The sequence below is a fragment of the Acinetobacter sp. ANC_7588 genome, from assembly GCF_056783995.1.
Window position 1 is genome coordinate 124944 of record NZ_JBWYIU010000005.1, and the last position, 16441, is coordinate 141384.

The 16441-nt window shown below is 39.6% G+C and carries 14 protein-coding genes; 4 read left to right on the forward strand and 10 right to left on the reverse strand.

The window, feature by feature from the left end:
- Positions 1-157 precede the first annotated feature (157 nt).
- From dmpG to AC1M9J_RS06825, 3 genes are read right to left on the reverse strand one after another with little or no spacing between them, the layout of a single operon-like run.
- Positions 158-1177, reverse strand: a complete 1020-nt coding sequence (gene dmpG, locus AC1M9J_RS06815) for a 4-hydroxy-2-oxovalerate aldolase (protein ID WP_092767099.1) — start codon at positions 1175-1177, stop codon at positions 158-160.
- A gap of 11 nt (positions 1178-1188) precedes the next feature.
- Positions 1189-2085: an acetaldehyde dehydrogenase (acetylating) gene (locus AC1M9J_RS06820; RefSeq protein WP_035267137.1), complete on the reverse strand. Its 897-nt coding sequence runs from the start codon at positions 2083-2085 to the stop codon at positions 1189-1191.
- A gap of 25 nt (positions 2086-2110) precedes the next feature.
- Positions 2111-2908 (reverse strand): 2-keto-4-pentenoate hydratase, encoded by a 798-nt coding sequence (locus tag AC1M9J_RS06825; RefSeq protein WP_180028836.1) that lies wholly within the window; start codon positions 2906-2908, stop codon positions 2111-2113.
- Between the two features lie 543 nt (positions 2909-3451).
- Between AC1M9J_RS06825 and AC1M9J_RS06830 the strand changes: the two genes are divergently transcribed.
- Positions 3452-4153: an SIMPL domain-containing protein gene (locus AC1M9J_RS06830; RefSeq protein ID WP_180028835.1), complete on the forward strand. Its 702-nt coding sequence runs from the start codon at positions 3452-3454 to the stop codon at positions 4151-4153.
- 50 nt (positions 4154-4203) lie between these two features.
- Here the strand turns inward: AC1M9J_RS06830 and AC1M9J_RS06835 are convergent, their stop codons facing one another.
- Together AC1M9J_RS06835 and AC1M9J_RS06840 are read right to left on the reverse strand one after the other, a co-directional pair.
- Positions 4204-5298 carry a fatty acid desaturase family protein gene (locus AC1M9J_RS06835; RefSeq protein WP_035267144.1) on the reverse strand — a complete coding sequence of 365 codons (1095 nt, stop codon included), beginning with the start codon at positions 5296-5298 and terminating at the stop codon, positions 4204-4206.
- A 12-nt stretch (positions 5299-5310) separates the two neighbouring features.
- Positions 5311-6381: a flavin reductase family protein gene (locus AC1M9J_RS06840; protein ID WP_481595943.1), complete on the reverse strand. Its 1071-nt coding sequence runs from the start codon at positions 6379-6381 to the stop codon at positions 5311-5313.
- Between the two features lie 139 nt (positions 6382-6520).
- On the opposite strand from AC1M9J_RS06840, the gene fabR reads away from it, so the two are divergent.
- On the forward strand, positions 6521-7201 hold the full coding sequence (fabR, locus tag AC1M9J_RS06845; RefSeq protein ID WP_481595942.1) for an HTH-type transcriptional repressor FabR: 681 nt from the start codon (positions 6521-6523) through the stop codon (positions 7199-7201).
- A 42-nt stretch (positions 7202-7243) separates the two neighbouring features.
- On the opposite strand, the gene AC1M9J_RS06850 is transcribed toward fabR, so the two are convergent.
- Positions 7244-8950, reverse strand: coding sequence for an AMP-binding protein (locus AC1M9J_RS06850; protein ID WP_481952059.1), 1707 nt, complete (start codon positions 8948-8950; stop codon positions 7244-7246).
- Between the two features lie 318 nt (positions 8951-9268).
- On the opposite strand from AC1M9J_RS06850, the gene AC1M9J_RS06855 reads away from it, so the two are divergent.
- Both AC1M9J_RS06855 and AC1M9J_RS06860 read left to right on the forward strand, forming a co-directional pair.
- Positions 9269-10471, forward strand: a complete 1203-nt coding sequence (locus AC1M9J_RS06855) for an iron-containing alcohol dehydrogenase (RefSeq protein WP_481952060.1) — start codon at positions 9269-9271, stop codon at positions 10469-10471.
- A 79-nt stretch (positions 10472-10550) separates the two neighbouring features.
- The gene (locus tag AC1M9J_RS06860; protein ID WP_481597388.1) at positions 10551-11354 is read left to right on the forward strand and encodes an enoyl-CoA hydratase-related protein; all 804 of its coding nucleotides are present in this window, start codon (positions 10551-10553) and stop codon (positions 11352-11354) included.
- A 29-nt stretch (positions 11355-11383) separates the two neighbouring features.
- Here the strand turns inward: AC1M9J_RS06860 and rapA are convergent, their stop codons facing one another.
- The 4 genes from rapA to AC1M9J_RS06880 form a co-directional block, all read right to left on the reverse strand.
- On the reverse strand, positions 11384-14221 hold the full coding sequence (rapA, locus tag AC1M9J_RS06865) for an RNA polymerase-associated protein RapA (protein WP_481952061.1): 2838 nt from the start codon (positions 14219-14221) through the stop codon (positions 11384-11386).
- A 202-nt stretch (positions 14222-14423) separates the two neighbouring features.
- On the reverse strand, positions 14424-15068 hold the full coding sequence (locus AC1M9J_RS06870; RefSeq protein ID WP_481590280.1) for an RluA family pseudouridine synthase: 645 nt from the start codon (positions 15066-15068) through the stop codon (positions 14424-14426).
- A gap of 160 nt (positions 15069-15228) precedes the next feature.
- Positions 15229-15939, reverse strand: coding sequence for a phosphopantetheine-binding protein (locus AC1M9J_RS06875; RefSeq protein WP_481952062.1), 711 nt, complete (start codon positions 15937-15939; stop codon positions 15229-15231).
- 7 nt (positions 15940-15946) lie between these two features.
- Positions 15947-16363, reverse strand: a complete 417-nt coding sequence (locus tag AC1M9J_RS06880) for a GlcG/HbpS family heme-binding protein (protein WP_035267160.1) — start codon at positions 16361-16363, stop codon at positions 15947-15949.
- Positions 16364-16441 lie beyond the last annotated feature (78 nt).

The following is a 16441-nucleotide window of genomic DNA, read 5'->3' on the forward strand; positions in this document are numbered from 1 at the left end:
ATTTAATAGTTTTTAAGTTTAACAATGACGATACGCTCTACACCAAATCACTCAATATAAGCACCCAAACATCTCACGCAATTGTTTTTTTATATGTATATTTTCTAAATTCATAAAAAAAGCACTCCTAAGAGTGCTCTTTCAAATCAATTTTAAATTATGCGTTAAGTTCTTTTGCTTTCGCCATAGTCAAAGCTAGATCTTCAATCATGTCTTCCTGACCACCAACCGTACCACGGCGACCAAGCTCCATTAAGATTTCACGCGCAGATACGCCATATTTCGCTTCAGCACGTTTAGCAAACAATAGGAATGAAGAGTAAACACCCGCATAACCCAAAGTTGCCGCATCACGGTCTGCACGAATTGGGTTGTGCATCATTGGAATCACGAGATCTTCAGCAACGTCTTGTACTTTGAACAAGTCAACGCCAGTGTCCATACCCATACGGTTAGCAACAGCAATAAACAATTCAAGTGGCGTGTTACCTGCACCAGCACCAAGACCAGCAGATGCTAAATCCACACGCACTGCACCAGCTTCAACAGCAGCAACAGTATTTGATACACCCATACCTAAGTTGTGGTGACCGTGGAAACCCAACTCAATGCTTGGGTCCAAGTGTTGACGTAAGTGACCAACGCGATCAATTACATCTTGAGGAAGCATGTAACCTGCTGAGTCAGTCACATAAATACAGTTTGCACCGTAAGACACCATCTTCTTCGCTTCTTCTAAAAGACGCTCTGGAGATGCCATGTGAGCCAACATTAAGAAGCCCACTGTGTCCATTTCTAATTTACGCGCAGCGGTGATGTGCTGTTCAGAACAGTCAGCTTCAGTACAGTGAGTTGCAACACGAATCGTTGATACACCGATTTCATGTGCCATTTTCAAGTGGTCAACCGTACCGATACCAGGAAGAAGAAGTGCAGAAACTTTTGCATTCTTCATACGCGGTACAACAGCAGACAAGTATTCTTCGTCAGTCGCTGCAGCAAAACCGTAGTTTACTGATGAACCACCAAGGCCGTCACCGTGAGTGACTTCAATTAATGGTACGCCTGCATCATCAAGTGCTGTTGAAATTGCAATCATTTGCTCAACAGTCGTTTGATGGCGCTGCGGATGCATACCATCACGTAAAGTCATATCATGAACAATAATCTTAGACATGCGGTTGCTCCTTAAGCTTCTTCTTTGTTGAATACGTGTTCAGCAAACATTTCTGCTGTACGAGCAGCTGCAGCTGTCATAATGTCGAGGTTACCTGCATATTTCGGCAAGAAATCACCCAAACCTTCTACTTCCAAGAAGATAGAAACACGGTTACCATCAAAAATTGGACCATTTACAAGTTTGTAACCTGGTACATATTTTTGCACTTCTTTAATCATCGCGTGAACTGATTCAGTGATCGCAGCTTGATCTGGCTCACCTTCAACAAGACAGTGTACTGTGTCACGCATCATAAGTGGTGGCTCAGCAGGGTTAATGATGATGATCGCTTTACCTTTTTTCGCACCACCAACTTTCTCAATAGCACCCGCAGTTGTACGTGTGAATTCGTCGATGTTTTTACGTGTACCAGGACCTACAGATTTTGTAGACACAGTCGCGATGATCTCACCATATTCAACAGGTTGAACACGTGAAACTGCTGCAACCATAGGAATTGTCGCCTGACCACCACACGTTACCATATTCACGTTAGGCACTTCACCTTCTGCAAGTAAAGCTTCTAAGTTCACAGGTGGAACACAGAAAGGACCAATTGCAGCAGGTGTTAAGTCAATCATCAGTACACCAAGTTCATTTAACTTGCGGCTGTTTTCAGCATGTACATATGCAGACGTTGCATCAAAAGCAATTTTGATATCATCTTCAATGACGTGAGGAAGAAGACCATCAACCCCTTCTGCAGTGGTTTTTAAACCCATTTTCGCAGCACGAGCAAGACCTTCAGAAGTAGGATCGATACCCACCATCCAAACTGGCTCTAACCATTCGCTACGTTGAAGTTTGTAAAGCAAATCAGTACCAATGTTACCTGGTCCGATCATTGCACATTTAATCTTTTTCATTAACGTACTCTCTCAAAATTCCGACTTATTCAGCAGCGAAAGCAGCAGTCACTGAACCAAAGCCTTCAATCTCAACTTTGAATTCATCACCTGGGTTTGCTACAACCATAGGGCCTAATGCACCTGTTAAAATAATGTCACCAGCTAACAATGGACGACCACGACGTACCATTTCATCAGCAAGCCAGACAGCTGCATTTAAAGGGTTTGCTAAGCAAGCCTTACCAACACCTTGAGACACGACTTCTTCACCACGTGTCATGATCATTTTACAATTCACTAGATCAAGGTTATCGAGTTTTACAGGACGTGAACCCAATACAAATGCAGCTGAAGATGCATTATCTGCGACAGTGTCAATCAAACTGATCTTCCAGTTTTCAATTCGACTATCCACCACCTCAACAGCAGGAAGTGCATAATCAGTCGCGCTGATAATGTCAGCATAAGTGTGTTTTTCTTTCGTTAAATCTTGTTTGATCACCAAAGCGATTTCCGCTTCTACTTTAGGTTGGATCAATAGACCTGCAGGAATCGCCTCTCCATCACCATAAGCCATGTCTGCAAACAGCATACCGAAGTCAGGTTGATCTACACCGAGTTGTGCTTGAACCACTTTTGATGTCAAACCGATTTTACGCCCAACTAAACGACGACCTTCTGATAAGGCACGCGCTGTATTCACTTCTTGTACAGCGTAAGCGATATCTACATCAGCAGCTTCACCACCCAACGTTGGGCGAATTGGTGCGATTGCACTTTGTGATAATTCAGCAGTTCGTAACGCTTGTGCTACTGATTCAACTACAGCAGAATTAGACATCAAGACTTCCTTCAACTTCATTCGATGATCTATTTGACCTTAGGAAATTGCTTGAAAACAACCTTCTAAAGGACAAATTCTTTTAGAGAGATACCTGCATCTCTGATGAGAGCTAGAATGGAAAAATCTTGACCTATATGCCAATACTTATTTTCTTTATGACAATAGTTTCAGACTATAAATAATTTATCAAATCAAGACACTATCTTATTGTTTTACATGTTTTTAAAATTTTATTATTTAAATATACAGAATGTTTAATCTATTTCTAATACTACTTATTAGACCATTGATAATAGAATTATCCATCAATTACAAATTATTAATGCACTAATCCAAAGACAAGTTATATTCTTTTATTGTTCAACTACAATTCAATTAAAATACATTTTAAAAGCCTTGTTAAGGCGACTTAAGTCGTAAAATCGGTGTTGAATATTACAATTGCTACTATCTCATCACCAAATAATCACATTTTCTCTCCATCAAAAAAGATTAGAATATTCTGTAGAATATTCATCAGGTGAAGATACAGAGATAACAATGAAATTATTAAAACTGCCACTATTGATCTTAGCTACCGGGATTAGCTTTTCGGTACTTGCTGACACAGAACCTAAAACTAATATTATTAATCTTCAAGCAGACGCTTCTAAACAAGTCTCTAATGATGAAATGCACGCCATTCTATTTATTGAAAAAAGTAATAAACAGCCTGCACAACTTTCAACACAAATGACCCAATTGATGAATCAGGCCATCAACATCAGTAAAAAATACCCCCAAGTTAAGGTCGAAACAGGTTCTCAGACCACTTACCCTGTCTATGACAACAACAATTCAACAAAACTGAAGGAATGGCGCGGCCGCGCTGAAGTGAATATTGAAAGCAAAGATTTTAAAGCAGCGAGCCAGTTAATTAGCGAGTTACAACAAGATTTTCAAACACAATCGATTAATTTCACTGTTTCCACTGAAAAACGAAAGCAGGTTGAAAATGAGTTATTGACAGAAGCCACGCAAAATTTCCAACAGCGCGCTCAGGTTCTCACTAAAGCTTGGAATCGTTCTAGTTATAACTTGGTTAACTTGAATATGAACACCAATAATTATTCACCAAGACCATTAGCCATGGCACGTGCCGCAATGGTTGTAGAGAGTGCACCCGCTGCAGACTCACAAAATATGGCTGCTGGAGAATCAACAATCACAGTCAATGCAAATGGATCAATTCAATTAAAATAGTTCGCTATTAAAGTTCAAAAAGCCACTCAATAAGTGGCTTTTTTTGTTTCTTACTTTTTAAATGGGAAGGCATATTTCACAATACGTCCCAAAACCTGACCATATTGTTTAAATAAACTCGCATTATTGTAATTCAAGCCGTATTTTTCACACACCGCTTTCACTTTAGGCCCCATTTGACGGTAACGTCGAGCAGGAATATCTGGATAAAGATGATGCTCAATCTGATGACTCAAATGCCCCGTCAAAATATGGAATCCTTCAGAACCTGTCAGGTTAGAAGACCCACGAATTTGACGCATATACCAATGGCCACGGCTTTCATTTTCTAAAACTGACTTCGGAAAAACTTCCACATCTTTGGTGAAGTGACCGCAGAAAATGATACTGAATGTCCAAATATTACGAATACCATTAGCGACTAAATTACCTGTGAAAACGGGTAATGCTGCAGGACCTGCAATGAGTGGGAAGAAAACATAATCTTTAAATAACTGTTTCCCCATTTTCTTTTTCATCGGGTTCAAACGTTGTTGAAATTCTTCTTTGGTCATGCGCCCTTTTAAGCGCTTACCAATTTCTAAGTTCTGAATCGCTACACCCCACTGGAATAACAAACAGAATGGAATACTGTAAAGTGGTTGTAATAAATATCCTTTTTTCCAGCGTTGCTCTGGGAACAAACGAAGAATTCCATAACCAATATCATCATCCATACCTTTAATATTGGTATAGGTATGGTGTTTGTAGTTGTGGGTTTGGCGCCAATCATCAGATGTGCCGACGATATCCCATTCGTAAGTTGTCCCTTTAAATTTAGGGTCGTTCATCCAATCATATTGACCATGCATCACATTATGGCCCAACTCCATGTTTTCCATGATTTTGGCAAAACCAAGCAAGCCTGTGCCTAAAAGCCATGCTGGAGGAAACCAGCCAGCAAATAAGCATGCACGTCCAAGGATTGAACTGTAGCGAATCGCTGCATACACTCGCTTAATATACTTTTCGTCTTTTTCACCTAAATCATCAAGAACTTCCTGCTTAATTGCATCAAGTTCACGTGCGAGTTCATCAAGTTGTGCATCAGTGAGTTCACGATTTTTTGGGTTTTTGAAATATTGTGCTTGAACTGGCATATTCATGATTATTCTCGCTTATAGGTCGATAGTGAGATCAGACTGAGCTGAATTGATACAGATTTTGAGCAGATTTCCAGGCTCAGTATTTTCTGCACCATTGACGAGGTTTTTAGTTGCACCTTGCGCTTTATGGCATGCACATTTATTACATACCCCCATGCGGCAACCGTGCTGTGGGCGAATATTTTGTTGCTCTAAACTTGCAAGTATTGATTGTCCCTTTGGAATCGTGACGACCTTATTTGATTTCGTAAGTGTGACCTGAACAAAACCAGTTTCATCACTAATGAATGGTTCAACACTGAATGCTTCACCTTTAAATTTATGAACACGAGTATCAGTTAGTTGTTCAGCAACTTGCACAAATCCTGCTGGACCGCATGCATAAACCGTATATTGATCTAAGGATTCGATAGCAGTTAAATGAGAATCTTCTAAACGGGAATCAGCCACTTCATCTTGAGTGGTAAAAAATTCAACATTAAAATTTGAGTGTTGATTCGCCAAAGCAATCAACTCTGTTTGAAATGCTAAATCTTCTGTTTTTTTTGCCCAGTACATCAATTTAACTGGCTGAACTAATTTTTTTTGTTGCTGCAATAATGCCTTGATTAAGCTGTACATTGGAGTAATACCACTCCCTGCGGCCAGCATTAATAGAGGTGTATTTACACTTCCAAGTGTCATATCTCCATAGGGTGCACCAAACTCAACAATATCGCCTACCTCAGCCATATCGTTAATCCAAGAACTGACTACACCCTGATCGACTTTCTTAGCAGTCAACAATACATGTTGAGTGTCGATTTTGGTCAAACTATAGGTACGTTCAAAACAACGACCTCGTGTCGTGACAATAACTGGATGATGTTGCCCTGCTTCACCAAACTGAAATTTTCGATTAACCGCAATTTTTAAGCTGACCGTATCATTTGCAACTTGTGTACGTTCAACAATTTTGCCTAATGATTGATTCACCGACCAAATTGGATCAATCTTTTGCAACCAAAAATTGGCAGCATTCGGATCAAATACAGCATTTACTGCGGATCTAATCAAATTTTTAGGTTGCTTAACTGCTTGCATTATGGGCTCATCACAGTGGGTTTAGAATTATTATACACATGTATATATATTTGTATAGACACTTGTATATCATCTATTGATTTCCATATCCTGACACAGAGCGATATAATGCAACTCTAACTGTAAACATCTGATATTTATGAGCAGCTCTACGATTCCCCTTTCTCCTCTGCATGCCAGTGAATCCGCATCCATTTTGGAGCATCCAACTGCACGTACAGTCGGAAGAAAAGCCACAATCACGAAAGAAGAATTATTCCAAGCTGCTCTCAACCTTATCGGACCTCAAAAAAGCATCGCATCTTTAAGCTTACGCGAAGTTGCTCGTGAAGCAGGAATCGCCCCCAACAGCTTTTATAGACATTTCAAAGATATCGATGAACTTGCCATTGAATTGATTGATCGCTCAGGTATTGTTTTACGTCAAATCTTGCATCAAGCCCGCTTAAAAGCAGTTCGTAATTCAAGTATTGTGCGTAGTTCAGTTGAAGTATTTATTGAACAGTTAGATGCTGACGAAGGTAATCTGAGCTTGTTGTTACGTGAAGGTTATACTGGTTCTGCCTCTTATAAAGAGGCGGTTGAAAAACAGCTCAATTACTTTCAGCAAGAACTCATGGATGATCTTGTTCGCCTTGAGCAAAATAACCCTCATAAAATCAAGCATCCAGAATTAGCTGCAAAAGCGATTACTCAATTGGTATTCACTATGGGTGCTAAATTAATCAACATGCCACACGATGAAAGAAAAGTTGTAGCTGAACAAACGATGACGATGATCCGAATGATTTTAGAAGGCGCACGTCATCTGAAAGAATGAATATTGAATGTAAAAAAGCCCTTCAGTTGAAGGGCTTTTTTATTACTTTTCCCAAATTACTTCTTTATTTTGAGCAACCCAAGTTGGAATAAATGCTTCGTACTTCGCCTCAATTTTATTACGCTTAATCTTCATAGTCGGCGTCAACATATCATTATCCATCGTCCACAAATCCATGATGACCACAAAGAATGCAATTTTTTCATGCGGTTCAAGCTTTTCATTAATTTCATTCTTCAACTCAATTAATTTTGCTTCGATATCATCACGTTTATTATCTTGCTGTAATTTATTGCGAATTTCTTCTGCCAACATCACAAAGGCGATCGGCTGTTTATGGCTTGCACCACCAACACAGACAGATTCAATCATTTGGTTATTACCAATCTTTTGTTCAATTGGTACAGGCATTACATACTTACCTTTCTGAGTTTTAAAGATGTCCTTTACACGTCCAGTAATTTTTAGACGGCCAGTCGCATCAATTTCACCCATGTCACCTGTTCTTAAATAACCATCCTCAGTCAAATCTTCAGCTGTTTTTTCTGGGTTTTTGTAATAACCCAACATTGTTCCTGGGCTTTTGACTAAAATCTCACCATTCTCATCAATCTTGCAGTCTACTCGTGCTTGAACATGTCCGACATATCCACTCATATATTCACCCATACGTGTGATATGCGAGTATCCACAGTTTTCTGTCATTCCATAAACTTCAAGCAACTCTAAGCCCAAATTACGATACCATTTAATAATATCTACGGGTAAAGGTGCAGAACCCGTTAAAGCATAACGAACATGATTCAAACCCAATTTTGCCAAGAGTTTTTGCTTAATCTTATTGCCCAAGAATGGGATTTTAAACAACACGTTTTGTACATTAAGTGGAATTTTTTCATTAATCCCCAAATAAAATTTAGTCCATAAACGTGGCACAGAAAAGAAGATCGTTGGTTTTGCACGATTAAGATCTTCAATAAATGTATCTAATGAATTGGCAAAATAAACGGTAAAACCACAAATCATCACCGATGATTGAATAAATACACGCTCTGCAACATGAGCTAGCGGCAAATAAGATAAAGCACGATCTTTTTCTGAAACACCAAACGTAGATTTCAGCTCACTCGCAGGTGAGAGTAAGGTCTTATAACTTTGCATAACGCCCTTAGGTAGACCTGTACTGCCCGAGGTATAAATAATGGTCGCAAGCTCATCCTCGTTTGGAAAATAAGGCTCACTGGTTGGTGCTGTTTTTGCAGTGATTTCATCCCATGTCGGCGCATTATAGTCAGGCGCCAATGGCAATTTAATACAATGCATATCTTGCGGGATGATTTGTTTTACATCGTTCCAACTATCTCCAATGCCATCCAACTTACCGATAAACAGAGCCTTAGTTTCACTATGATCTAGAACATATTTGGTGCCTTCACCATTGAGAGTCGTATATAAGGGAACCGACACGTGCCCTGCCATCCAAATGGCAAGATCTGCCATGATCCAGTGCGCACTATTTTTACCAAAAATTGCAATCTGTGAGCGGCCTGGCAAATTCAGAGATTGTAAATAAGCAGCCATTTTTTTGACTTGACTGGCCACTTCTCCCCAGGTGTATTTAATCACCTGACCATTTGGTAAAGGCTGAACCAAGAAATCTTGGTCTGGCGATTTATTTTCCCAATACATTAAGTAGTGAATATGAGTTGGTAAAAACTCAAATTGGTTGTTGTGCTGATTTACTTCCATGTGAAATGACTCCCAATAACGCATCATTGTTGTTATGTAATGACTCATAACCGAAAGCTGATTTAATCGTTTTAAACTCGTCCTGAGTTCCTGATTGCCGAGTAAAAACTACAGCTTTACGATTTAAATTTTCGAATTATTTTCTATTTTCTATCATGAATTCTGATCAAAATCCAACCATTATTTTGCTCAGTTTAATTGCGCTATATTTTTGATAAAATTGTAATTTAAGACCAATGTGTTGATGATTATCGCCAATGTACTTGGACAATGATTATCCTATAACTAAATCAAACTCATGGATAGAGATTGATCATTATGGCTCAGATTGCCACTATTTTACGTGCAAAAACTCAACTCATGGCTGTCAAAGCCCTCACCCTTGCAATTCCAGTATCACATCCTCTCGTATTTGCGGGTGAAGATTCATCAATGCAATTGTGTGGCAATATTGCTCAGCTCGGCATGAAAAAAGTGATGATTGTGACTGATGCAGTATTGGTCAAATTAGGTGTCATACAACCCATTCAAGATCAATTACAGCACAATGGGATTGAAGTTGTTATTTTCTCTGATGTAAAACCTGATCCAACTTGTGAAATTGTCGAAAAATCTCTAGCACTGTTTAAAAATACCGCATGCGATAGCGTATTGGGTATAGGGGGTGGTTCGACGATTGATACAGCAAAAGTATTAGCGCTCGCAGCCGCAAACCATAAATCGCCTAAACAACTTTTTGGAATTTTAAAAAGCCGTAAACCTGCATATCCATTGTTCGTGATTCCGACCACCGCAGGTACAGGTTCTGAAGTTACCATTGCCGCAGTTATTTCAGACAGTGAAACTCATATTAAAGGCTTAGTTATTGATCCCAAAGTCGTTCCATTAGCAACTGCTTTAGATCCCGTCATCATGAAAGGCATGCCACCTGCTATCACTGCTGACACTGGTATCGATGCCCTTACTCATGCAATTGAATCGTGGGTAAGCGGATTCGCCAACAAACAATCAGATTATTACGCCAGTGCAGCCATGAAATTGATCATGGAAAATTTAAAAACTGCATTTGAAGATGGTCAGAATATTGCAGCACGTGAAGCAATGGCGCTCGGTTCTCATTATGCTGGTTTGGCAATGAATAGCGCTGGAATTGGCTATGTACATGCTTTGGCGCATCAATTAGGGACTCAATATCAAATCCCACACGGACGCGCTAATGCCATTATCTTGCCTCATGTTCTAGAATTTAATCGTAAAGCATCAGAAAAACGCTTAGCACTAGCAGCGAAGAAAATTGGTTTAAGCTCGTCACACACTTCAGATGAACAAGCCGCAAATATATTCATTCAAAGCGTAAAGCAATTACTCAAAGATTTGAAAATCGATACTGAGATTCCGAATTTAAAAAAGCAAGATTTCCCAGAGATGATTAAATCTGCTTTTACTGAAGCCCATGGAATTTATGCCGTACCAAAATACATGAATTATTCAGATGCTGAGCAAATTTTAAATCGACTTTAATGCCAATAAGGCACGAATAAAAGCTCAGTATACAATCGTGTCTACTGAGCTTTTTTAATTTGCGACAAGGAATGCCGCCATGTTAAAAAATTTAGATTCACTAAACCCTTTTATTCATGTCACGATTGAGAATAGAATCCTGACCATCAAAATTGATCACCCCGAGCAAAAAAATGCTTTAACTGGGGAAATGTACAATGACATTGCAAAAATATTGGATGCAGCAGATCAATCTCAACAAGTGAATGTTGTGATTTTACAGGGTAACGAACATGATTTTACCGCAGGAAATGATCTGAAAGATTTTATGTCTGCCGCTCAAAAATATGTTGGTTTAGCCGCTGATGCTACACCACCCTTTGTCTTCCTAAAAGCGATCGCAAGATTTTCTAAACCTATTATTGCTGCGGTACGTGGCTGCACTATAGGCGTTGGCGTCACTATGCTATTTCACTGTGACATGGTATACGCTCACCCCGATACAGAATTTCAAATTCCATTTGTAAGTTTGGGATTATCTGTAGAAGGTGGCACCAGCCTTCTTTTCACTGAGTTGGCTGGTTATCATATGGCTGCCGAATTATTGCTCACAGGTCGAAAATTTTCAGCGGAAGAGGCGCTAAAATGTCGAATCATCAATCAGATTTGCGAGCAACCTGAACAATTAGCTTTGCAGCGAGCTCAACAGATGAGTCAACTGCCAATGACCACGCTAAAAATTATTAAAAAACAAATTCGACCCGAGCAAGATCAAATTCTGAATTGTATTGTTCAGGAAGCTGAGGTTGTTGCAGAACGTTTAACATCACCTGAAATGATTGAAGCCGTGATGGCTTTCTTACAAAAAAGAAAACCTGACTTCAATCAATTTCTGCAGTCCTAAAAAAAGCACCCTAGGGTGCTTTTTTTATTTTATGGCTTTACCACCACCAAGACTCGAATCGCTTCAGGCGTTACAGCTAAACCTTCTAAAAGGCTTAAGCCTTCTTTTTGAAGCTTCTGCAAACGTGCAATTTCATCTTCGCGAATACTTGGGTTAAATTGTTTCAAATAACTTAAACGATCAATTTCATATTGCCATTTATTGCTATAGATTTCTTTCGCTTGCTGTTTTAATTCAGGCAAAGCACCTTTTGCAATGTCTAAAGCTTGTGCATAACGTTGTTCAACGACATCACGACGTGCTTTCACCACTTGGCGACAACTATTACCGTCAAGATGATGTAAGTATGGTTTCAAAATATCTGGTGCAATTTTAGCTGATAAATCTTGGCCTTTTTCACTTAATAACACACGAATCAATTGTGTTGGTAAACTCGCTGGCAAGTTCAATGCTTTCGGTGCAATCACATCCACTTTGAACCACACCTCAACTAAAACTGAACCTTGTGGTAAAGCTGCAGATTTCAATAACGCCACATTGGTACTACCAAACGATTGCGTATTGATCATTTCCATGACACTTTCAGTGAAAGGATGCTCAAGCGTTATGTATTGCGCATCTTCACGGATCTGAGCCTGATCACGATAGAACGTCACGGTCATGCCTTCCTCATCCAAAGTCAGACCTTGGACTTGCATTTGATCAGTAGGCTTAATAATCACCGTGCCATTACTTTGCTCATCAAAATCAATATTGGTTGACGCCATGAAGCGTTTCATAAACATTGGCAAAGTCGTATTGTCATCATACTCTTCAAGCGCTTGCACAATTTCTTGCGCAACCATTGGGCGACAAGAATTGTATTCCAATAAACGATCACGTCCTGCTTGTAGCTCTTGCTCTAAAGCTTCACGTTGCACACTCACGGCTTCAAGCAAATCTTCAAAGGCTTGACCTTTATCAGCCAACAAGCAATCTTTAAGATCAACAATAAAATTTTCTTGTAAGGTTTGCGCAGTTGGAGAAATATTGCTGAAAATATTTAATGCTTCATTGTACCAACGGAACATACGCTCTTGTGCAGTGCCCACTAAATATGGCACATGAATCTGAATACGGTTTTCTTGACCAATACGATCAAGTCGACCAATACGCTGTTCAAGAACATCAGGGTTCGCTGGCAAATCAAATAGGATTAAATCTGAAGCAAACTGGAAGTTACGACCTTCTGAACCAATTTCTGAACACAATAAAATCTGAGCACCATATGAATCTTCTGCAAAATAAGCAGCTGCTTGGTCACGCTCTAATAGACTCATGCCTTCATGGAACATTGCTGTACGGATCCCTGCATGGATACGTAATGCATTTTCTAAAGCTTCAACTACTGGCCCACTACGTGCAATAAGTAAGACTTTTTTATGCTTTAACTGAGTACGGAGCATTTCCATAATCCACGTTACACGTGGGTCAGTTTCCATCCAAGCCCCGTCCAATTGCGCTTCTTCTGGCCACATTTGTTCACGAAGTTTACCATCCATCGACCATCCTTCTGGCGCAGGTAATGGTGCAGGCTGACAATCGCGACCAGGGAAGCCTTGTATCGCTTCACGTGTATTACGGAATAGTACACGCCCCGTACCGTGACGATCTAACAATTCATGAATTGCACGGAAACGCTGTTCTGGCTCATCTTCAATCTTGTGACCCAGTAACTGCTCAACTGCTTGGAAATGATCAGCTTCAAGGGGTTGATCCGACATCAGCACTTCCGCAATTTGAGCTGTTTGCTGATATTTTTCCTCTTCATCTAAGAAACGATCAAGTGAATTGAAACGTTGCGGATCGAGCAAACGTAAACGAGCAAAATGGGACTCAACACCTAACTGTTCCGGCGTTGCAGTCAGTAAAAGTACGCCTGCTGTTTTTTCAGCAAACTCTTCAACAAGATCATAGCGGTCATTACCACCTTCTTCTTCTGACCACATCAAGTGATGTGCTTCATCCACCACAAGCAAATCAAAACCTGCTTCGAGCGCTTGCTCACGTAAATCTTCATGGTCGATCATGAGATCAACAGACGCAATGATGCACTGTTCAGTTAAGAACGGATTCAATTCTGGATCATGTTCTTTGATCGAAGCAGTACGCGTTAAATCAAATAGGGAGAAATTCAAATTGAAACGGCGACGCATTTCAATCATCCACTGATATTGCAGTGAATCAGGAACTAAAACCAGGATGCGTTCAGAACGTCCTGTTTTAAGTTGCTGGTGTATGATTAAACCTGCTTCAATGGTTTTGCCTAGACCAACTTCATCCGCCAATAATACACGTGGGGCAAAGCGCTTACCTACTTCATGCGCGATATAAAATTGGTGAGGAATCAATCCAACACGAGCACCCACCATGCCACGTAATGGACTATTTTGCATATTAGCTTGCATTTGTAATGCTTCAATACGCAGGTCATACCATTCTTTATAATCAATTTGGCTTGCCAGTAAACGATCAAGTGGTTTAGACAACTGAATCGTCGCACCAACACGAGTTTCATTTAATGATTTACGTTCATCAGTACCATCTTGTAACTGACGAATGACGTTGTAACGAATAACGCCACCACGCTCTTCTAATGATTCGACTTTCCAGACGATGCCCTCTTGGTCTTGAAGCTCATCATTCACATTGAACACAATTCGAGATAAAGGTGCGTTACTACGTGCATAGACACGGGTTTCGTCACTTTTAGGAAAGAGGATGCTAATTGATCGTTCATTTACATCAATCAAAACCCCTAAACCTAACTCTGTCTCTGTGTCTGATAACCAACGTTGACCAATAGCAAACTGCTGCAATTTTTCCACCTTATCTCAAGTTAGGACTGAAAACTTATGCTCAAACAGGAGATGATTTGAGCAAAATTTAACGTCTATAAGCAATATATTTTGACATAAAGCCCACCAAAAAGTGAGCAATATTTAGCACCGATCTATTTAATTGATCATAACCAAGATTTCATCATGATCAGATCATAAAATATTCGTATGCTGATTTAAAAATGTGTTTTTAGAACGGCACTGGACAATGAAAATTCAGTCGTTCACCGGTAACAGGATGATTGAAACTTAACTGCTCTGCATGCAAACAGAGTCGATCTTTCAAAGCTTGTTGCGCTGGTGTTGCATACAAAGTATCCCCTACGATGGGATGCCCTAAATGCTGCATGTGAACGCGAAGTTGATGTGCTCGACCTGTGATTGGCGTTAATTTTACGCGTGTCACCCACTGATCTTGAATTTGAAATTGTTCAATTGCTTCCCAATGCGTTAACGCTGCTTTATTGTGATGCGCATCTACGATATGCAATGGCGGACGCGATGGGTCGTAAATCACAGGAATATCTACAGTTCCTTGACCTGTTACATATCCCGCGACTAGTGCTTGATAAGTTTTATCCGTTTCACGTTCTTGAAATTGGCGAGAGATCGATTTTTGACCTGTTTTACTGAGTCCAAACACCAATAAGCCGGATGTATCACGATCTAAACGATGAATCAAAAGCGTACGCGGTTCTTCTTGAAGAAGACGATTAATAACGCAATCTTGAAGATCAGGCGTTTTGCCCGGAACAGAAAGTAATCCAGCTGGTTTGTGAATCACCATAAAATCTTGATCACGATGAATGAGATGTTCCTGAAGAAAATGACTCAAATTTCTATTCCTAGCAGATCGTGAAAACAAGGCGGCAATAATAGAAAGCTTAGCGATAAATTACAATCTTGAAATGGACAAACAGTGATGATTTTTCCGATATCTGATAGAAATTAAATCAATCTAACGATTCAAATGTATTAAGTTTTATTTTTGACATCTAGCAGTCTTTTCTCAGGATAGGAAGCAATTGAGAAAGTGTGCAATTTTGCACAAATGATTCAAAATCTATATGTGCGCCATTGGCTCTCCACAAGCCAATCAAACTCACCATTGCGACTGAATCTAAGCCATAGCGCCTTAAATCTTGAAATGGATCAATTTCTAAAATATCGAATTCGAGGTATTCAGCAATAGACAGCAATATACCCTTTTCAGAAAGAATAAATGAGGACGGCGCACTCAATTCCAGCATTCGAATCATGGAAGATGTATTCATATGATGAATATCTTGTTCTACACAGTTCTCAATCCACTGTAAATGTTGGCTCTTCGTTTCTACATGAACAGCATCGTTCACCACACAAATTTGAGGAGTAATCGAAATGATATGCTGTAAAAGTTGCTTTATAGGTGAATTGATCATGCCAGACACAATCAGTTGTTTTTTTTCTGCCAGTAATTCACCCAACTGCGCTACTTTAGAAAATGATTGTTGCTCTTCAATTTCAATCACTTCAATATCTAAAGCCTGAGCTTTTTTAATTAAGCGATTTAAATGAATTAATAATTCTTGATGTTGGTCATTGCTATATTCAGCTAAACGTTGAAATCCAAAAACCACCAAGACGCATTGTTCAGCTTCAATGGACCACTTTGCCAAACTCGCGCTGAGTTCAATTTTTTTGGGTGGTGTATAAAAATATGACATTGCCACTCTAATCAGCTAAAGCCAAGAAAACTTCTATGGCATGCAGCGCAATTTCAGCATCTTCAAAAGATTTAGCACCTGAAACTCCCACGGCTCCCACCAATTGCCCTTGATAAATAATGGGTTCCGCACCTTCTAACATTCCCGACAATGAGTGAACAGTCAGAAAACCCAATTGCCCATCTTTGATCAGCTCTTCAAAAATTTGAGATGGGTGGCGGCTCAAAGCTGAACATTTTGCTTTTTCAGCTGACAAATTCGCAGTCATTGGAGAGGCACCATCCATGCGTTTCATTGCAAGTAAACTTCCAGTTTCATCTACAACAGAAATACTGACATTCAACTTTTTATCAATCGCATATTGTTGCGCACGCGTCAGTAAGAACTCCGCGTCTTCTAAAGTTAAATAATGTTTTAATTTCATTTCTATTTTAAGTCCGTGAATTTTATACGTGCAAAAAAGCCTACAGTATTTACTACTGTAGGCTTATGTTAATAGATT